The sequence below is a fragment of the Azospirillum sp. VT-I1 genome (genome assembly GCF_055698305.1).
Genome location: NZ_CP168805.1, coordinates 1 through 19,719, shown reverse-complemented (window position 1 = coordinate 19,719; position 19,719 = coordinate 1). Strand labels below are relative to the sequence as shown.

Sequence of the window (19,719 nt, the reverse complement as noted above, 5' to 3'; positions counted from 1 at the left end):
TCCATTGCGTCAGACCATCTCGCCCCGGGTTTCGGCACTTTCCGCAGGCTGCAGACGCTGCGACAGCGCCTCCTTGGTGGCGGCGGCGGTCTCCTCCAGCGCCTCGCACAGCGGGTCGCCGGGCAGGTGGGTGCCGGACGCCTGCAGCCGCTGTTCCATCAGCGAGGCCAGACGGCTCAGGCGCACGGCGCCGATGTTGGCCGCCGTCCCCTTCAGCGTGTGGGCGATGCGGGGGAGATGGACCGTGGGGGTGCCGGGCGCGTCCTCCGCCCCGCCCGGCCGGCCGGCGTCGCGGATCGCGGCGACGCTGTCGTCCACCGTCCGGCGGAAGGCGGCCACCGTCCTCGTCCAGGCATCCTCGCCGATCACCGCGCGCAGGGACTCCGCCTGCCCGGCGTCGAGAAGCGGCGCGCTCCGCCACAGCCCGTCATCCGCAGCGGCCGGCGCCGAACCGGCCGGCACGGACGCCCCCACCCCTGCCTTCGCCCCCGCCCCCGCCCCTGCCCACTGGGCAGGCGGCGACGGACCGGCCGCGGCCGGCTCCGTCCGGGAGGCCGTCACGCCGCCCAGGACCGCGAACAGATCGGCCGACACGATTGGCTTGGTCAGGTAGGCGGTCATGCCGGCGGCGAGATACTCCGCACGGTGGCCGGGCATGACGTTGCCGGTCAGCGCGACGATGGGCAGGCGGGACGCCGGGCCCGGCATGGCGCGGATATGGCGGGTGGCGGTGACGCCGTCCATCACCGGCATCTGCACGTCCATCAGCACAAGGTCGAAGCCGCCCTCCTCCACCAGCCGGACGGCCTGCAGCCCGTCCTCCACCGCGGTCACCCGGTGGCCGGCACGGCGCAGCATGGTGACGACGATGTCGCGGTTGATCTCGTTGTCCTCGGCGACCAGCACGCGCAGGCCGCCCTCGTCCTCCTCCGCCCACCGGTGGACCGGCGGCGCCGGTTCGGGGGCGCAGGGCGCGGTCGGGACGCCGTCGCACGGGTCGGCGGCGGGTTCGCAGCGCACGGTGAACCAGAAGATGCTGCCCTTGCCCTCGGCGCTGGCGACGCCGATCCGTCCGCCCATCAGCGTCACCAGCTCGCGGCTGATCGCCAGCCCCAGCCCGGTTCCGCCGAAGCGCCGGGTGGTGGAGCTGTCGCCCTGGGTGAAGCGGCGGAACAGGGTCGGCTGCACGTCCTCCGGAATGCCGATGCCGGTGTCGGCCACCTCGAAGCGCAGGTAGAAGGGGCGGCCCGGCTCCGCCTCCTCCAGCCCGACCCGCACGGCGACGCCGCCGCGGTGGGTGAACTTCAGCGCGTTGCCGACCAGATTCACCAGCACCTGCCGGATGCGCCGCAGGTCGGCACGCACGCGCTCCGGCACCGCCGGGGCCACCTCCCGCGTCAGGATCAGGCCGCGCCCGCCGGCCGTTGGCTCCAGCAGGTCGAGGCAGTCGCGCATCACCGCGCGCAGTTCGAAATCCACCGGCTCGACCTCCGCCTTGCCGGCTTCCAGCTTGGACAGGTCGAGGATGTCGTCGATGATCTGCAGCAGCGCCTTGCCCGACCGGTTGGCGACGTCCAGCAGCTGGCGCTGCTCCTCGTCCAGGTTGGGGCCGTCCACCAGGGCGAGCGCGCCCAGGACGCCGTTCATCGGCGTGCGGATCTCGTGGCTCATGGTGGCCAGGAACTCGCCCTTGGCGCGGTTGGCCTGATCGGCGGCCTCCTTGGCGCGGCGCAGGCTGGCCTCGATCTCGCGCTGGGCGGTGACGTCGCGGAGCGCGCCGGTGACATAGCGGCGGTCGCCTTCGCGCCAGCCGGCCAGCGACGCCTCCAGCGGGAACTCGCTGCCGTCCTTGCGCCGTCCGGTCAGTTCGCGCACCTCCGACCGCGGGGTGTCGGCGGCGCCATCGCGGTAGGTGGCCAGCAGCCCGTCATGGACCGCGCCGACGGCGGCCGGCATCAGCCGGGTCATCGGACCGCCCAGCACCTCCGCCGCCCGGTAGCCGAACAGCCGCTCCGCCGCCCGGTTGAAGGCGTCGACGGTGCCGTGTTCGTCGATGGTGACGATCGGCTGGCCGACCGCCTCGAACATGGCGCGGTAGCGCGCCTCGCTGGAGGCCAGCCGGTTGGCGGCCGTCTCCCGCTCGGTGATGTCGGTGGCGGAGCCGCGATAGCCGCGGAATCCCCCGCTGCGGTCGAAGATCGGCCGGCCGCTGACGCTGAAATAGCGCGGCCCGGCGGCCGTCATCACCCGGTAGCGGAAGTTGCGGAATGGTTCCCGCCGCTCCATGGCGCGGCGATGCTCCTCCCATTTGGCGCCGTCGCCGGGCTCGCGGATCGCGATGTCCTCCCGCCGCAGGCCGATCGGCAGGGAACCGTCGGCGATGTGCGGAACCAGCGGGCCGGCCAGGCTGGAGAAGCGCAGGTCCGCATCCATCTCCCAGTACCAGTCGGAGGCCGTCTCCGCCTGGTCGCGGAACCGCTCCTCGCTCTGGGCGAGGCGACGGGCCACGGCGGCGAGCCGGGCCGTCTGCCGCGTCGCCAGCAGCGCCAGCCCGAACAGGCCGAAGCTGCAGGCCGCCGCCCCCAGCAGGTAGATCCGCTGCCGCCGCCGGGTGTCGGCCATGAAGGACGCCTCGTCGAAGGCGGCGGTGACGATCAGCGGATAGGTGGACAGGGTACGGTAGGATTGCAGGCGCAGAATGCCGTCGACGGCGCTGGCGGTGCGCACGAAGCCGGTGGGCTGCCGCCGCGCCATGACGAGCGTCGGCGAATCGTTGAGATCGCGGCCGATGATGCGGTCGTTCATCAGCGAGCGGGCGCGCAGGATGCCGTCGGTGCCGATGATCGCCACGGCGCCGTTGGGGCCGACGTCCAGCTCCTCCAGCGAGCGGCTGAAATAGAAGGGATCCATCGAAGCGACCAGCACGCCGGCAAAGCTGCCGTCCCTGCGGTCGATGCGCCTCGTCAGCTGGATCGACCATTTGCCGGACGCCCGGCCGAACACCGGCTTTCCGATGAACAGGCCGGCATTGGGGTTGTTGACATGGACGCGGAAATGCTCGCGGTCGGCCAGATGGACGCGGGCGGGCGCGTCCTCGACGCTGGTGTGGGTGAGGTCGCCGCGTTCGTCGATGATCGCCAGCTGGATCAGGATGCCCGACCGGTCCACCGCCTGCCGCAGCATCCGCGCCGCGCCGTGGCCCCAAACGTCGCCATGCTCGCGGAAATCGTCGATCATGAACAGGAGGATCTGGTCGGCCTCGGCGATGGTGCGGGTCGCCTGTTCGGCGACGACGCGGGCAAGGTTGCCGCCGTCGCGCCTGGCCCGCTCCATCGCATCCGCATCGTCGTAGCGGGCGAGCGTGAAGGCCGCCGCCCATAGCCCGGCGGCGATCACCAGCGTCGCCGCCCAGACGGCGGGGATGAAGCCGTGCTCCTGAAGACGCTCCCCCATCAGCCCTGCGCTCCGCCGGCGTGGCGCCCGCCCGCCCCGCCCGCGGCGAGCGCCGCCACCCCGCGCGCCAGCCGCGGCAGGTCCACCGGCGTCGGCAGCACGAGGTCGGCAGGCCCGGCCGGGTCGCATGCGGCCTCCGCGCCGTAAAGCACGCAGGGCAGGTCGCCGCGCAATTCCTTGAGCCGGCCGGCCAGCGCTGTGCCGGCGGGCAGCGCGCTCAGGCCCGGACCGATCACAACCGCGTCGAAGAAGCCGGGCTCGTCGGCGACGACGTCCAGCGCATCGCGCAGGTCGTCGCAGACCGAGACCTCGAAGCCCTGCTGTTCCAGGCCGGTCTGGAACCGGTCGCCCGACGCCGGGTCGGCCTCGACGACCAGAACCTGCAGCACCGGGACCTTGCGCTGCGGCACCGGGTTCGGAAGGGCGGCGGGGACGGGCGCCGGCCGGCCGGCCGGAACGGCGGGGATGTAGAGCCGGACGGCGGTGCCTTCGACAGGGTGGGTCAGCAGGCTGAGGCCGCCGTCATGGCGCCGCGCGGTCGAAAGGGCCGTCGGCCAGTCCGCATCCTCCCGCGGCGGCTGGCCTTGCCGGTAGCGCTTGCGGACGGACAGCAGCGGATCGACCAGGGCGAACAGCAGGTCGTCGGCCAGCGGCGCGCCGTTGACGCGCAGCTCGAACAGGGCATGCACCCCCTCGCGCGGCTGCAGCAGCCGCTGCACATGCCAGCCGGCGCCGGCGGCGTCCCCGTCAGGGTCTCCGCCGCCGCGAGGAACGCCGGAGGGGCCGGCGCGCAGGGAGAAGCGCAGATCGACGCCGCCGTCGGTCACCAGAACGATCTCCGCCGCCAGTCCGGCGAGCGTCCGGGCCACCAGCCCGGCGTCGCACAGGGGATCCGGCGTGGCCGCGTCGTACCGGACCGCCAGACTGGCCGGGACCGCCGACGCCGCGCGCAGAAGGCTTGCGGCCTCGTCCAGCACGCAGGTCGCCCGCTCCTGGACGACGGAGGCCGGCTCCATCCGCGCCGCCATCACCAGACGGCGGAATCCCGGCCGGGCGCGGTCGACGGCCAGCAGAAGCCTCTCGGCATAATCGGCCTGCGGCGAACCGGCAGGCAGATCGGCGGCGAGGAAATCCGCATAGCCGGCCACCGTGCCCAGCGCGTTGTTGACGTCGTGGACGATGGCGCAGGCCAGTTCCGCACGGGCGTCCATCGCCGCGATCTGCTGGGCGCGCAGGCGGTCGGACATCCGGTGCTCCGCCTCACGCAGCGCCTCCTCCAGCGCGGCGATCCGCACGGCATCCGCGACACGCCTGGCCTCTTCCTCCGCCTGTCCGGCCGGCGCCGCGGGGGTGGCCTGCGGCTGCGGTTGTGGCGGCCGGCGCCGCGCCGCCCAGGCACAATAAAGCGCCAGCCCGGCCGCCGCACCGGTGCCGGCGGCGACCAGGGGAAGCGCCCAGGGGGAGCGGCACCCAGCGGATCAAGCACGGGCAGGAGCAGCGTCGCCGCACCCGCCAGCGCGGCCAGCGCCGGCACCGCGACGCCGTGACCGGACGCCCCCCGGGCGGCCGGGTCAGGGGCGGTGGCAGGGGCGGCGGCAGGGGCCGTCGGAACGTTAGGCCGTGGCAGGGACTGGTCGGATGGGCTCATCGGCGACTCGGAGTGCGGCCATTTGCGGTTGCGCGCCCGCCTTGCGGCGGCCCCGGGCCGCGGGCGGAACGGGAAAGGCGGCCGGATGGAGCGGGACTATAGCAGACTGGCCGGGACCGCGCTGCTGGGACCAGCCCTATGCGTCACTCCGGCCGCCCAGCCGGCCGCGGCAACCGTCAGGACGCCGCCTCGTCCAGGCTGCGCGACAGCAGCCCCGCCTGCTGGGCCCGGCGGACGGCGTCGGTGCGGTTGCGGGCGCCCAGCTTGCGCAGGATGCGGCGGGTGTGCAGCTTGACCGTCACCTCCTGCAGGCTCAGATGGCGACCGATCTCCTTGTTGGTCGCCCCGGTGGCGAGCATCGACAGAACCTGCTGTTCCCGCTCGGTCAGGGGGGACGATAATGCCCCCTCCCCCTCCGGCATGGGATCGTCGGCCTCCTCCGCCTCCTCGATGTCGAGCGACAGGTCGGTCATTTGCATCAGGTCGAGCGCCACGCATTTCGGCACGAAGCTGCCGCCTTCCGCCACCAGCCGCAGAGCCTGCGCCAGCACGCGGCGCGGCGTGGTCTTCGGCAGATAGGCTTCGGCGCCGCAGCGCAGCACCTCCAGCGCGGTCACCGGATCCTCAGCCCCCGTCACCACGGCGACCGGCCCCTGGATCCCGGCCTGGCGCAGCACGCTGACCGGGTTGCTTCCCTCGGCACCCGGCATGCGCCAGTCCAGCACGATCAGGTCGTAGCGGAAGGTCGGGGCGGGCGCGCCGTCGGGAGGCTGCCGCACCGCCGGCAACTCCAGCAGCGAACCGATGCAGCCAACCTCGGCGTCCGGCCAGGCCTGCCGGACCGACAGCTCAAGCGCATCCCGGAACAGGGGATGGTCGTCTGCCACCAAGATCTTCATCAAACAGCCTCCGCCACCCTCGGCAACCGCCCGACCCGTTATATCAGCATTCCCCTTTATGCCGGTCGAAATCTTAAGTTTTCGTGGCTACGGTATATTTCACGCCGGTCACATTGGGACAAAGTTCGACCAGGCCGCTTCTTGCCCCCCGCGGGATAATATCCCCACTATCCCATTTCCCGGCGCTGCTATCCCAGACCGAACCGCCACACGGCACCTCAACCGGTTATTCTGTGCTCAGAGATACTCAATCCAGCGCGACCCGCCAGCCCCGTGGCGGACCTATGGAAGCGGCACCCATGGACATGACCCTCTACGAGCTGCGGGCAAATCGCGCCTCCTCCCCGGCCCCTTCCCCCCGACCGGCACCGTCCTGCTGGTCGACGACGATCCCGACTTCCGCGGGATGGCCCGCATCGCCTTCACCCGCGCCGGCTACACCGTTCGCGAGGCCGAGAACGGCAACGCCGCGCTGGCGCTTCTTGCCGACCATGCCGTCGATCTGGTCGTGACCGACATCATCATGCCGGAAGCCGACGGGTACGAGGTGATCCTGCGGCTGAAGGAACAACCGTCACGGCCGCCATTGATCGCGGTCACCGGCGGCAGCCTGCGTCTGCGCATGGAACTGCCGGGAATGGCCCGCCTGCTAGGGGCCGACGCGGCGTTCGAAAAGCCGGTCGACCTGTCGGCCCTGCTGGCGGAAGCCGGCCGGCTGGTCGCCGCCCGCAAGGGGAACAAGGGAGACAAGGGGGACGCCGCGGGATGAACATCCTCATCGTCGACGACGACCGCACCAACCTGTTCATCATGGGCGCCATTGTCCGCCGCCTGGACGACGCCGAGCCCGTCGCGATGGAAAGCCCGCTGGACGCCATGGAGTGGCTGCGCGGGAACGAGCCCGACCTGATCCTGCTGGACCAGATGATGCCGGAGATGGACGGCATGGAGCTGCTGCGCCACATCCGCGAGGATTCGCGGCTGGACACGGTTCCGGTGGTGATGATCACCGCCAACACCGCGGTGGACATCCGGGTGCGGGCGCTCGACGAGGGATGCAGCGACTTCCTGACCAAGCCGATCGTCGTGCCGGAGGTGCAGGCCCGCCTGCGCAACCTGCTGGCCCTGCGCCAGAGCCGCGCCCTGCTGCGCGACCGCGCCGCCCTGCTGGCCGACGAGGTGGAACGGGTGACCGCCGCCCTCCAGCGCCAGGGGGAGGAGCTGGTCAACCGTCTGTCGCGCGCGTCCGAATACCGCGACCCCGAGACCGGCGCCCATATCGAGCGGATGGCGCTCTATTGCCGCCTGATCGCCGAGGCGGCGGGCTGCGGCGCCGCCTATGCCCAGGAACTGCGCAAGGCGGCGCCGATGCACGACATCGGCAAGATCGGCATCGCCGACATGATCCTGCTGAAGCCGGGACGGCTGACGCCGGAGGAGATGACGGTGATGCGCCAGCATGCCACCATCGGCCACCGCATCCTGGCGAACAGCGACATCCCGCTGCTGCGGCTGGCGGCGGAGATCGCGCTCAGCCATCACGAGAAGTATGACGGCAGCGGCTACCCCAACGGTCTGGCCGGCACCGCCATCCCGCTGTCCGGCCGCATCGTCGCCATCGCCGACGTGTTCGACGCGCTCACCTCCACCCGGCCCTACAAGCGGTCCTGGACGCTGGAGGAGGCGCGCGGCTTCATGGTCGAGCAGCGCGGCCGTCATTTCGACCCTGGCCTGCTCGACGCCTTCCTGTCGCGCTGGGACGAGGTCTGCGCCATCCACCGCGAGAATGCCGACGAACTGCCGGCGCTCTGCGCGGAGCATACGTGAAGCGGCTGGTCGTGAAGCGGATGGGCGTGAAACGGCGCAAACGCCGTCAGTTGACGATGCGCCCCTAGTTAACAATACGCCAAGTGCCGTCGGGCTGCAGGCAGGCGGTGCCGTAGACCGGCTGCGACCGGCCGCCGACGATGGCGCGGCTCTGGTATTCGCGGCATTGCTGGCCGCTGCGCGAGTAATAGACCGGCCCGGCCGGATCGACGCCGACCGCGGCCGGCGGCGGATTGTAATACTGCACGACCGGCGGCGGGGGCGCGTAGACCACCGGCGGCGGCGCGTAATACTGGACCACCGGCGGGGGCGGCGCGTAGTAGCGGTGGGGGTGGTAATAGCCGTAGGCCGGGAATACCGGCCCGAAGCCGATGCCGACCGACACCGACGTGCGCGCCTGCGCCGGTCCAGGAACCACGGCCACCGCAGCGGCCGCCGCGGTCGCCAGCATCACCGCACCCAGGGCAAGCGCCCTCCGCACCGTCTTCATCCTCAGTCTCCCGGTCGCGGCACATCCCTTCGCGGAACCCGGCAGCGGCCCGGCCGCCGGCATGCCCGACGGGACATCATACACCGCTCCCGCGGCGCATCACAGGGGCTGCGCGCGGGGGAGCGTTGCGAAGCGGTCGGAGGACGGATCAGATGTCGAGCGGCAGGTTGTCGGGGTCGAAGCCCAGCTGCTCCACGATGGCGCGGGCGAGCGGGATGCTGGTCTCGAACCGCCATTCGGCCATGCCCGGCCGGTATTCCGACACGTTGGGGCGGCCGTTGGCGAAACGGCGCGGGTGCAGCTCGTACCAATAGATGTCGCCGAGCGCCACGCCCTGTTCCTTGGCATAGGCTTCGGCGATGCCCGGCCAGTCGTTCACGGCAGGCTGGGGCGACCCGGCCGCCTTGGCGATGTCGGTCTGTTCCAGGAAGGCGACGATGCGCTTCCCCTCGCGTTCGAAATCGGCGACCCGGATGGTGACGGGCTGCTTTCCCTCACGCTGATAGGTCCACTCGCGGTTCTTTTCGACCAAGGCCTTGTCCACGGCAAATGCTCCGGTTCACTCCTGCAAAGGCTAACCGACCGGCCCGCCTTAAGCCAACTGTTCCGTTGCCTTATCCGAACGAGCCCCTAGCCCTCGCGATCCCGTGCCCCCCGGCACGGCGGATCAAAGGTTACCAAAGCACGGCGCTTTTTCTTTGTACACGGGAATTGTAACGCCCGGCCTGCGCCGGGCGTCCTTCTTTCCTTCCGGCACATGCCGTCCGGCCGACCGGCCGCCGGCCCGTCAGTATCCCAGCGTCATGCCGTCGGGGTTGCGCGGGTCGGAATAGCCGTACAGCCCGTCTTCGCGCAGCTGGATGGTCTGGGTGCGGCCCATCGTCGGCTTCACCGCGACCTTGTGGCCCATCTGTTCCAGCAGGCGGACGGTGTCGGGGCTGAGGCCCTTCTCCACCCGCAGCTCGTCGGGGGTCCACTGGTGATGGACGCGCGGCAGGGCGGCGGCCTCGGCCGGGTTCATCGCGAAGTCGATGTGGTTGATCACCGTCTCCATGGTGGTGGTGATGATGCGGCTGCCGCCGGGGCTGCCGGTGACCAGCCAGGGCTTGCCGTCCCTCAGCACGATGGTCGGCGACATGGAGCTGAGCGGCCGCTTGTAGGGCTGGATGGCGTTGGCGTCGCCGCCGACCAGACCGAAGGCGTTGGGCACGCCCGGCTTGGCCGAGAAGTCGTCCATCTCGTTGTTCAGCAGGATGCCGGTGCCAGCGGCGACGATGCCGCTGCCGAAGTTGAGGTTCAGCGTGTAGGTGGTGCTGACCACGTTGCCGCGGCTGTCCGCCACCGAGTAATGGGTGGTCTGGTCGCTCTCGTAGGGGGCCGGCTTGCCGGGCTTGATGCTGCTGGCCGGGGTGGCCTTCTCCGGATCGATCTTCGCCGCCAGCTCGTCGGCATACTTGCGCGAGGTCAGGCCCTTCACCGGCACCTTGGTGAAGTCGGGATCGCCCAGATATTCGGAGCGGTCGGCATAGGCGAGCTTCATCGACTCCGCCATCAGGTGGATCGACCGGGCGCTCGCCGGGCCGTATTCCTTCAGCGGCCAGCGTTCCAGCATGTTCAGCATCTGGATGATGTGCGTCCCGCCGGAGCTGGGCGGCGGCATCGACTTCACCGTATAGCCGCGGTAGCTGCCGCTGACCGGCTCACGCTCCACCACCTTGTAGGCCTTCAGGTCCTCCTTGGTGATGTAGCCGCTGTTGCGGGCCATCTCCGCGGCGATCTTCTCGGCGATCTCCCCTTCGTAGAAGGCCTTCGGCCCCTGGCGGGCGATCATCTCCAGCGAGTTGGCGAGGTCGGCGTTGACCAGCGTCTCCCCGGCGGTCAGCGGGCGGTCGCCCTTGAAGAAGATGGCGCGGGTGGCGTCCCACTTGGCCAGATGATCGCGCTCGACCTCCAGCAGGCCGGCCAGCTGCGGGGTGACGGTGTAGCCTTCGCGCGCCAGCCGGATCGCCGGGGCCATCACGTCGGCCAGCGTCATCGTGCCGTATTTCTCCAGCGCGTGGGCCAAACCCGCGACCGTGCCGGGGATGCCCACCGCCAGATGGGTGTAGAGCGAGCGGTCGGGCACCACCTTGCCCTGCGCGTCCAGATACATGTCGCGGAAGGCCTTGGCCGGCGCCATCTCGCGGAAGTCGATGGCGACGTCCTTCCCGCTGGCGGCGTCATGGACGATCATGAATCCGCCGCCGCCGACATTGCCGGCGTTGGGCAGCACCACCGCCAGCGCGAAGCCGACGGCCACCGCCGCATCGACCGCGTTGCCGCCGCGCTTCAGGATGTCGACGCCGACCTCCGTCGCCAGCCGGTGTTCCGAGGCCACCATCCCGTTCTGCGAGCGGACGGGATAGAAGATGTCGTAGCCGATGTCGTAGCGGACCGACGCGGGAGCGGAGGTGCCGGCGGGCGCGGCAGCCGGGGCCTGTTGGGGAGCCTTCTGGGCGAGGACCGGCGCCGGCAGGACCAGGGGCAGGACCAGGGCCGAGCCGACGCAGAGCGCCGCCACCGCCGCAATGGAGGAACGGGGCCGGAAAGCGGGAAACCACATGCGGTGAATCTCCTGAGCGGGACGACAGGTCGGGGGCTGCAGCCCGGGTCCCGCAGGATGTCACACCCACGGCGCCCGGTCTTCACCCCGTCGCTGGTCTGCCCAACAATTCACCATCAGGGTTAATGGCGTCGCTCATTCCCGTGAATGGCCTGTGACGGCCGGTGAATGGATTGCGACACGGGTCTCAGGGCACGGGTCCCAGGACGCGGTTAAGGGCGTGCCCGTCAGTAGGACTCCGCCATGTGCGACCGGCTCATGCGGTCGGAACCGGCGTCGGCGGACCCGTGGGAGCCGTGATGGCCCAGCGAGTCCTGGCGGCCGCCATACAGGCGCTCCTTCATCGGGCAATGGCCGCTCATGCCGCGGGCGACCAGGGCGGCGCCGACCAGACCCATGATGGCGCCGGGAACGCTGGCGCCCTTGCGCAGGCCGCCCGCCGCGACGGCAAGGCCGAGGCCGGTGGAGACGATGCGCTCGCCCATGCTGAGGTTGGTCTGGCCTTCGAACACGCTGTCATAGGCATGGCGGATGGTGGATTGGGCGTTCATGACTGCTCCGGAAGGCAATGGGAGGAATCGGATGCCCTTCCAACGCCGCCGCAGCCCGGTCTGTTCCCCGGCCTCAGTCCTCGGCTCCCGCCCCCACCCCCGCCATTTGGCGGATGGAGCGGGCCAGCCGCGACGGTTCCACCGGCTTGGACAGCACGGTCAGCTCCACCTCCTGCGCCGCGGCGGCGGTGGTCAGGTCCTGGGCATAGCCGGTGACCATCAGGATCGGCGTCGCGTCGTCCTTGGCGCGCAGGGCGCGGGCCATGTCCAGCCCGGTCATCCCCGGCATCATGTGGTCGGTGACGATCACGTCCGGCCGGAAGCCATCGTCGAGCAGCGACAGCGCCGCCGCCGCGTCGGCCGCCTCCCGCACCGCGAAGCCGGCCTGCGCCAGATACTCGGCGGTGGCGGTGCGCACCAGTTCCTCGTCGTCCACCAGCAGAACGGCGCAGCCGGCCCCAACCCCGGTCCCGGCTTCAGCCCCGGCCCCGCCATCCTCCCCGGTGCGGCCGGCGGCCGCGTCCTCCGCCTTCCCCTGCCCGGCCCGCGCGGCGTCCGGTTCCTCCAGGGCGCGCGGCAGGTAGAGCGTCACCGTGGTGCCCCGCCCCGGCCGGCTGTCCAGCTCCACCCCGCCGCCGGACTGGGTCGCCAGCCCATGCACCATGCTGAGCCCCAGCCCGGTGCCGCGCCCGACCTCCTTGGTGGTGAAGAAGGGCTCGAAGGCGCGGGCGGCGATCTCCGGCGGCATGCCGGTACCGGTGTCGCACACCCGCAGCACGACGTAGTCGCCGGCGCCGAGGTTGGGCACCGCGTCGGCGGCGACCGCCCGGTTGGCGGCCATGATCCACAGGGTGCCGCCGCCGGGCATGGCGTCGCGGGCGTTCAGCGCGAGGTTCAGCAGGGCCATTTCCAGTTGGGTCGGGTCGATCATCGCCGGCCACAGACCGGGGGCGACCTCCGGCTCGATCCGCACCGACTGCCCCAGCGTGCGGCCGAGCAGGCGGCTGACCCGCTCCACCAGCCCGGCGACGTCGACCGGGATCGGCCGCAGCTGCTGCCGGCGCGAGAAGGCCAGCAGATGCTGGGTCAGGGTGGCGCCCCGGTCCACCGCCTGCAGGGCCAGACGGGCCGGGCCGGTGATCCGCTCGTCGTCGCTGCGGCTTTCGATGACGTGCAGGTTGATGCCGATGGCCTGGAGCAGGTTGTTGAAGTCATGGGCGACCCCGCCGGTCAGCTGGCCGATCGCCTCCATCTTCTGGCTCTGGCGCAGGGCGTGCTCCGCCTTCTCGCGCCCCTCCACCGCGAGGCGGGCGGCGTCCTTCGCCTGCGCCGCCGCCTCGTAGGCGCTGAACTGGCGGGCCAGCGCCCATAAGGACAGCAGCAGCGCGGCGACGCCGATGGTGCCGGCGGCGCCGATGGTCCAGGCCTGGATGCGCCATTCGCCCAACACCGCGTCCAGCTTGCGGGTGACGTTGACGACCAGCGGGTAATCGGCCAGCGCCCGCGTCGCCACCATCCGCGGTACGTCGTTCTGCCCCAGGGTGGACAGGTAGACGCCGGACCGGGCCTTCTGCAGCACCTCCAGGAAGCGGCGCGGGCCCAGCGGGCGGCCGATGTCGGGCAGGAAGGGATAGCGGGCCAGCAGGATGCCATCGCGCCGCCACAGGCTGATGCTGCCGTCGCCGTCGGGCTGCAGCGCCTTGTACAGCCTTTCGAAATAGCTGAGTTCGATGGCCCCCAGGACGAGGCCGACGAAACTGCCGTCCGGACCGCTGATGCGGCGGGCCAGATAGATGGTCCAGCTGCCGTTGCCGCGGTTCTGCACCGGTTCGCTGATGAAGGGCTCAGCGGTGTCGTGGTCGCGCAGATAGGCGAAGTAATCGCGGTCGGCCACATTGACCGGCGGGATCGGGTAATAGCGCGAGAAGTTGATGAGATGCCCGTCGGCCGCGATCATCGTCACCGCGTCCAGCTGCGGCAGGCCGGAGATCCGCGCCCGCAGCATCTGGTAGGTGTCGCGCCCGCCCATCCGGCGGACATAGTCGGCGGGGGTGGCGATCCCTTCGGTCTTCATCTGGTCGATGATGGTGGTCACCACCAGATCGACGCTCTGCATCGCACGGGTGGTCTGTTCGGCCAGCGACAGGTTCAGGGTCGACAGCTCGCGCTCCGCCCCCTGCAACTCGTGCTCGTGCATGCTGTCGATATAGTGGACCGTCGCCGCCAGCAGAACGGCGACCGACAGCCCGCCGATCAGCAGCAGCAGGCGCAGCGGCCGGCTGGCGCGCAGATGCGCCAGCCAATGCCCGACCGCGGACTTCGGCAGCCCACCGTCCGGTTGCGCCATCCTGTCGGAAGAGATCAAGGCACGCCTATGGTGTAGTGTCTAACCGTTCAGCCGGAATGTTCCGGACGCCCTACCGATCCGTCAAGACAGTCAAGGTTAATAGGACCTTGACAGCCGCAACCTGCAAAATGCCGGATCAGGCCCGCGCCCGCACCGCCCCCGGCAGCTTCAGCACCGACAGGGCAAGCCCGGCGAAGACCAGCAGCCCGCCGGCCAGCTTGATCGCGGTGAAGGTCTCGCCCAGCAGGAGCGCGCTGGAACTCATCCCGAAGATGGGCACGAGCAAGGAGAAGGGGGCGACGAGGCTGGCCGGATAATGCCGCATCAGGAAGCCCCAGGCGGCGAAGCCGAACAGGGTGGCCCCCGCCGCGATATAGACCAGCGAGCCGACGCCGACGACCGTCAGGCTGGTGAAGGCGTGGAGGATGCGATCCGGCCCCTCCAGCGCCAGCGACATCGCCAGCAGCGGCAGCGGCGGGATCAGGCTGACCCAGACCATCAGGCTGAACAGGTCGGGCGCCTTGGCCTGCTTCATCACGATGTTGGACACGCCCCAGGCCGCCGCCGCCGCCAGTGTCAGGGCGAGGCCGAGCAGCGAGTCGCCCGCCGGCATCTCCAGCGCGATCACTCCGACTCCGGCGAAGGCGACGGCCATGCCGGCGATCTGCCGCGGTCCCGGCCGGTCGCCCAGCATCAAGGCGGCGAAGATGGCGGTGAAGAAGGCCTGCGCCTGCAGCACCAGCGAGGCGAGCCCGGCCGGCATGCCGACGTCGATTCCCAGGAACAGCAGCGGGAACTTCACCACGCCCAGCATCACGCCGATGCCGATGACGAAGCGCCAGGGCACCGGCGGCCCCTTGACCCAGCCCAGCACCAGGACCGGCAGGGCGGCCAGCGCGAATCGCAGGCAGGAGAAGAGCAGCGGCGGGAAATCGCGCAACCCGACCTTGATCGCGACGAAGTTGAAGCCCCAGACGGCGGCGACCGCCACCGCGAGCAGAATGTGGGAAGCACGCATGGTGCGAAGGCTAAACGGGCGCCGACGGGCCGGTCAATCGGCGGCGGGGCGTTCCCACCGCGGGGCTGACCTGCGCAGTCCCGTCACGGATCGGCGTGCAGGATCCGGCATTCGTCCGACGCGTTGATCGCCCAGGACGATCCCGACAGCACCATCGCGCCGATATCCCCCAGGCCGGTGCTGCGGAAGCTGACGCGGCGGGAACGGGCGAGCGGCTCCAGATCCTCAAGGTAGCTCTTGGTCGGGATGGCGACATAGAGGCTGCCGTTGGGCAGGCCGCGGGCGCCGAGCGACATCCGTGTTCCCTGGTCCAGGCTGGCCGTCAGGTCATAGCGCTCGCCAGGCTTCACCGTCGCTCCGCTGTCCGACGGGGTGAAGCCGGACAGGATGAAGCCCGATTCGGCGGAGGCGGTGCGGAAGGTCAGGCGCGGGGCGGCGTCCTGCCCGACGGGGATGCCGCGCTCCGCGACACAGAAGGCCTTGCCGCCGGGCGGCGTGTGGATGGTGACGGTCCAGCCCTTGCCGGCGCTGAAGGGCTTGGCCGGTCCATCCGGCAGCCCGGCTGCGGGCGGCGGCGGGGCCGGGGGCGGCGGCACCGTCTCGCAGGCGGCGAGCGCCAGCGCAAGGCCGGTCAGCAGGGCCAAAGGCGTCGCCGCCCGGACGGCGCGGCATCGGCCCATGGCCGGCAGCGGTCGGGCGACGGGTGCAAGGTGCAGCCGATCCATCGCGGCGTCCTCCCCATCCCTGATTTCGTTACGGGGTCTCGTTGCGGCGACTCCCATACCACGTTCGCATGCATCCGCGCGACCGTCGCGGCGACCGCCCCGCCTGTGCTAGAACCGGGGGCCCTGTCGCAGCAAGCCCCCGGTTGCCATGCCCCACGCCGACTTCATCCACCTGCGCGTCCATTCCGCCTATTCGCTGTCGGAAGGTGCGATCAAGGTGAAGGAGCTGGTCAAGCTCTGCCTGAAACAGCAGATGCCGGCCGTCGCCGTCACCGACACCGGCAACCTGTTCGGCGCGCTGGAATTCGCGCTGGCGGCGTCCGATGCCGGCGTGCAGCCGATCATCGGCACCGTCCTGGGCATCACCCGCGTCGGCCCGGCCCAGACTAAGCCCGGCCTGCCCGGCAAGGCGGCGGCCACCCCCGACCAGCTCGTCCTGCTCTGCCAGAACGAGGAGGGCTACCGCAACCTCGCGGCGCTGGTGTCCAAGGCCTTCCTCGAATCGGACCCGCTGGCCGGTCCGCAGGTGCCGCTGGATGCGCTGGAAGGGCATTCCGGCGGGCTGATCGCGCTGACCGGCGGTCCCGGCGGCTCCATCGGCCGGCTGCTGCACGAGGGGCAGAAGGATCTGGCGCTCGACGTGCTGGAAAAGCTGAAGCGGCTGTTCCCCGGCCGCCTCTATGTCGAGCTGCAGCGGCACGAGGGCGGGCGCGGCCATTTCGCGGCCATCGAGAACGCCATCGAGCCGGCGCTGATCGACCTCGCCTATGCGCACGACCTGCCGCTGGTCGCCACCAACGACTGCTATTTCGCCACCGAGGACATGTATGAGGCGCACGACGCGCTGCTCTGCATCGCCGAGGGCGCCTATCTCAGCCAGGACGACCGCCGCCGCCTGACGCCCGACCACCGCTTCAAGTCGGCGGAGGAGATGCGGCTGCTGTTCGCCGACCTGCCGGAGGCGGTGGACAACACCGTCGCCATCGCCCGGCGCTGCTCCTTCCTGCTGAAGCCGATCAAGCCGATCCTGCCGCCCTTTGCCTGCGAAGGCGGCCGCACCGAGGACGACGAGCTGCGCGCCCAGTCGCGCGCCGGCCTGGAGATGCGGCTGGAAAAGGTCGTCTACACCCCGGACATGACGCCGGACCAGCGGGAGGAGACCCGCAAGACCTATTTCGAGCGGCTGGAGTTCGAGCTGGACGTCATCGTCAAGATGAAGTTCCCCGGCTACTTCCTGATCGTGTCGGACTTCATCAAATGGGCGAAGAACCACGACATCCCCGTCGGGCCGGGCCGCGGTTCGGGCGCCGGCTCCGTCGTCGCCTGGGCGCTGACCATCACCGACCTCGACCCGCTGCGCTTCGGCCTGCTGTTCGAGCGCTTCCTGAACCCCGAACGCGTGTCGATGCCCGACTTCGACATCGACTTCTGCCAGGACCGCCGCGAAGAGGTCATCCGCTACGTCCAGAACAAGTACGGCTACGACCGCGTCGCCCAGATCATCACCTTCGGTAAGCTGCAGGCGCGCGCCGTGCTGCGCGACGTCGGCCGCGTGCTGCAGATGCCCTACGGTCAGGTCGACAAGATCTGCAAGATGGTGCCGAACAACCCGGCCAACCCGGTGACCTTGCAGCAGGCGCTGGACAGCGAGGAGATGCTGCGGCAGGCGCGCGACAGCGACGACACCGTGCGCCACCTGATCGACATCGCGTTGAAGCTGGAGGGTCTGTACCGCCACGCCTCGACCCACGCCGCCGGCGTGGTGATCGGCGACCGGCCCCTGCAGGAGCTGGTGCCGCTGTACCGAGACCCGCGCTCCGACATGCCGGTCACCCAGTTCAACATGAAGTATGTCGAACAGGCCGGTCTGGTGAAGTTCGACTTCCTCGGCCTGAAGACGCTGACCGTGCTGAAGACGGCGGTCGACCTGATCCCGGAGAAGCCGGACCTGACCACCGTCCCGCTGGACGACGAGAAGAGCTACCAGCTGCTCAGCCGGGCGGAGGCGACGGGCGTGTTCCAGCTGGAAAGCTCGGGCATGCGCGACGTGCTGCGCCGGCTGAAGCCGAACCGGCTGGAGGACATCATCGCGCTGGTGTCGCTCTACCGCCCCGGCCCGATGGACAACATCCCGAAATACATCCGGGTGAAGAACGGCGAGGAAAAAGCCGACTACATGCATGACAGCCTGGAAGGCATCCTGAAGGAGACCTTCGGGATCATGATCTACCAGGAACAGGTCATGCAGATCGCCCAGGTGCTGTCCGGCTATTCGCTGGGCGGCGCCGATCTTCTGCGCCGCGCCATGGGCAAGAAGATCAAGGAGGAGATGGACAACCAGCGCAAGATCTTCTGCGACGGCGCAGAGGCGCGCGGCGTGAAGGCCGATCTGGCCAGCCTGATCTTCGATCAGGTCATGAAGTTCGCCGGCTACGGCTTCAACAAGAGCCACGCCGCCGCCTATGCGCTGGTCGCCTACCACACCGCCTATCTGAAGGCGAACCATCCGGTGGAGTTCATGGCGGCGTCGATGACGCTCGACCTCGGCAACACCGACAAGCTGAACGTCTTCCGGCAGGAACTGGCCCGCCTGCGGATCAAGCTGCTGACGCCGGACATCAACAAATCCGACTCCATCTTCGGGGTGGAGCAGCTGCCCGACGGGACCAAGGCGGTGCGCTACGCTCTGGCCGCGGTGAAGGGCGTCGGCCTGCCCGCCATGAAGGCGGTGGTGGAAGAGCGGCGCAAGAACGGCCCGTTCAAGAGCCTGTTCGACTTCGCCCGCCGGCTTGATCTGAAGACCATCAACAAGCGCCAGCTCGAAAATCTCGCCTGCGCCGGTGCCTTCGACGGGCTGAACCCCAACCGCGCCCAGGTCCATGCCGCGCTGGAAACCATCATCCGCTATGCCCAGGCCGAGGCGGCGGAGCGCGACAGCGGCATCGGCAACCTGTTCGGCGGTGGCGGCGGCGGCCTGCCCGAACCCGACATGCCCAAGGTCAAGGATTGGGAACCGCTGGAGAAGCTGAAGCACGAGTTCGGCGCCATCGGCTTCTACCTGTCGGCCCATCCGCTGGACGCCTATTCCGGCCCGCTCGGCCGGATGAAGGTGGTGCGCTCGGCGGAGTTGCAGACCGCCATCGCGAAGGGCGGCTCCACCCGCTACAAGATGGCGGGCATCGTCGTGTCGAAGAAGGAGAAGACCGCCAAGTCCGGCAACCGCTTCGCCTTCGTCGAGCTGTCCGACGCCACCGGCGGCTATGAGGTGACGCTGTTCTCCGAGGTGCTGGCCGCCAACCGCGACCTGCTGGAGCCCGGCCGCCCGGTGCTGATGACGGTGGACGCCCAGCTGAACGGCGAAGAGGTCCGCCTGACCTGCCAGGAGATCAAGCCGCTGGAGGAGGCCGTCGCCTCGGTCAGCGCCGGCCTGCGCGTGGTGCTGCGCGACCCCGGCCCGATCGAGAATCTGCGCGCCACGCTGGACCGGCTGTCGCGCGGCAAGAGCCGGATCAACGTGCTGGTGGAGATCGACCCGCTGAAGGAGGTCGAGATCGAACTGCCCGGCAGCTACACCATCACCGCGCAGAGCCGCTCGGCCCTGAAGGCGGTGCCGGGCGTGGTCGAGGTAGCAGAGCTGTAAGGGCCGGCGGGCGAGGTTTTCACAAGCGCCGACGGAACGCTCACCCGCCGGTCGCTTCCTCCTCCGCCTGACGGCGGCGGAAGCCGACCAGGGCGGTTTCGTCCAGCATCGCGGCATCCTTGCGCTTCTGCTTGTCGCGTTCGCGCTTCTGCCGCTCCTCCTCCGCCAGTTCGTAGCGTTTCAGTTCCTGGAAGGCTTCGGCCATCTCGTCGGTGGCGATCTCGATCTGCGCCTCCACCTGGGCCAAAGACTCGCCCAGCCGCCGGCCGCGCTCCAGCGCCGCCTGGGCGAAGTTGGAATAGGTGAAGGAGACGGAGAAATCGTCGCGCACGGTATCCTGTTCGTGCGCGATCTCTTGCTTGACCTTCTCGATCTCGTTGCGCAGCCGGTCGGCCAGCGTGTGGAGTTCCGCCAGGACGCGACGCTTCTCGTCCAGTTGCAGCTTCTGCAGGCGGATGATCGTCTTCAGGCTCATTGCGGCCACTGCACCCCAAAGATTTCAGCGAGCATGGCGTAGCT

Annotated in this window: 14 protein-coding genes; 3 read left to right on the top strand and 11 right to left on the bottom strand. The window is 70.0% G+C overall.

The genetic code is table 11. The features are described from left to right. Positions 1 to 9: 9 nt before the first annotated feature. The 3 genes from AB8P05_RS25740 to AB8P05_RS25730 form a co-directional block, all read right to left on the bottom strand. On the bottom strand, positions 10 to 3,453 hold the full coding sequence (locus AB8P05_RS25740) for a PAS domain S-box protein (protein WP_472761418.1): 3,444 nt from the start codon (positions 3,451 to 3,453) through the stop codon (positions 10 to 12). After that, positions 3,453 to 4,748 (bottom strand): hypothetical protein, encoded by a 1,296-nt coding sequence (locus AB8P05_RS25735; protein ID WP_472761412.1) that lies wholly within the window; start codon positions 4,746 to 4,748, stop codon positions 3,453 to 3,455. The genes AB8P05_RS25740 and AB8P05_RS25735 overlap by 1 nt, the downstream gene beginning before the upstream one ends. 529 nt (positions 4,749 to 5,277) lie before the next feature. Beyond that, entirely contained in the window at positions 5,278 to 6,000 is a 723-nt protein-coding gene (locus tag AB8P05_RS25730; RefSeq protein WP_472761417.1) for a LuxR C-terminal-related transcriptional regulator, read from the bottom strand. A 406-nt stretch (positions 6,001 to 6,406) separates the two neighbouring features. Here AB8P05_RS25730 and AB8P05_RS25725 point away from each other — a divergent pair, with 406 nt between their 5' ends. Then, positions 6,407 to 6,769, top strand: coding sequence for a response regulator (locus tag AB8P05_RS25725; protein WP_472761409.1), 363 nt, complete (start codon positions 6,407 to 6,409; stop codon positions 6,767 to 6,769). Further along, positions 6,766 to 7,827, top strand: coding sequence for an HD domain-containing phosphohydrolase (locus tag AB8P05_RS25720; RefSeq protein ID WP_472761408.1), 1,062 nt, complete (start codon positions 6,766 to 6,768; stop codon positions 7,825 to 7,827). The genes AB8P05_RS25725 and AB8P05_RS25720 overlap by 4 nt, the downstream gene beginning before the upstream one ends. 64 nt (positions 7,828 to 7,891) lie before the next feature. On the opposite strand, the gene AB8P05_RS25715 is transcribed toward AB8P05_RS25720, so the two are convergent. The 7 genes from AB8P05_RS25715 to AB8P05_RS25685 form a co-directional block, all read right to left on the bottom strand. Next, a complete protein-coding gene (locus AB8P05_RS25715) occupies positions 7,892 to 8,317 on the bottom strand; it encodes a hypothetical protein (protein ID WP_472761407.1) in 426 nt (141 codons plus the stop codon). Between the two features lie 148 nt (positions 8,318 to 8,465). After that, a complete protein-coding gene (locus AB8P05_RS25710) occupies positions 8,466 to 8,861 on the bottom strand; it encodes a hypothetical protein (RefSeq protein ID WP_014189657.1) in 396 nt (131 codons plus the stop codon). Positions 8,862 to 9,104: 243 nt separating this feature from the next. Further along, positions 9,105 to 10,919 carry a gamma-glutamyltransferase gene (ggt, locus tag AB8P05_RS25705; RefSeq protein ID WP_472761406.1) on the bottom strand — a complete coding sequence of 605 codons (1,815 nt, stop codon included), beginning with the start codon at positions 10,917 to 10,919 and terminating at the stop codon, positions 9,105 to 9,107. 227 nt (positions 10,920 to 11,146) lie between these two features. Then, the gene (locus AB8P05_RS25700) at positions 11,147 to 11,470 is read right to left on the bottom strand and encodes a YgaP family membrane protein (protein ID WP_472761405.1); all 324 of its coding nucleotides are present in this window, start codon (positions 11,468 to 11,470) and stop codon (positions 11,147 to 11,149) included. A 73-nt stretch (positions 11,471 to 11,543) separates the two neighbouring features. After that, complete coding sequence (locus tag AB8P05_RS25695) at positions 11,544 to 13,817, bottom strand: hybrid sensor histidine kinase/response regulator (protein WP_472761404.1); 2,274 nt, start codon at positions 13,815 to 13,817, stop codon at positions 11,544 to 11,546. A gap of 136 nt (positions 13,818 to 13,953) precedes the next feature. Beyond that, entirely contained in the window at positions 13,954 to 14,835 is an 882-nt protein-coding gene (locus AB8P05_RS25690; protein WP_472761403.1) for an EamA family transporter, read from the bottom strand. Between the two features lie 83 nt (positions 14,836 to 14,918). Further along, on the bottom strand, positions 14,919 to 15,560 hold the full coding sequence (locus AB8P05_RS25685; RefSeq protein WP_472761402.1) for a hypothetical protein: 642 nt from the start codon (positions 15,558 to 15,560) through the stop codon (positions 14,919 to 14,921). Positions 15,561 to 15,708: 148 nt separating this feature from the next. On the opposite strand from AB8P05_RS25685, the gene dnaE reads away from it, so the two are divergent. Then, positions 15,709 to 19,200, top strand: a complete 3,492-nt coding sequence (dnaE, locus tag AB8P05_RS25680; protein WP_472761401.1) for a DNA polymerase III subunit alpha — start codon at positions 15,709 to 15,711, stop codon at positions 19,198 to 19,200. A gap of 40 nt (positions 19,201 to 19,240) precedes the next feature. Here dnaE and AB8P05_RS25675 read toward each other — a convergent pair whose 3' ends face one another. Further along, complete coding sequence (locus tag AB8P05_RS25675; RefSeq protein WP_472761400.1) at positions 19,241 to 19,675, bottom strand: flagellar export protein FliJ; 435 nt, start codon at positions 19,673 to 19,675, stop codon at positions 19,241 to 19,243. Between the last annotated feature and the right edge of the window lie 44 nt (positions 19,676 to 19,719).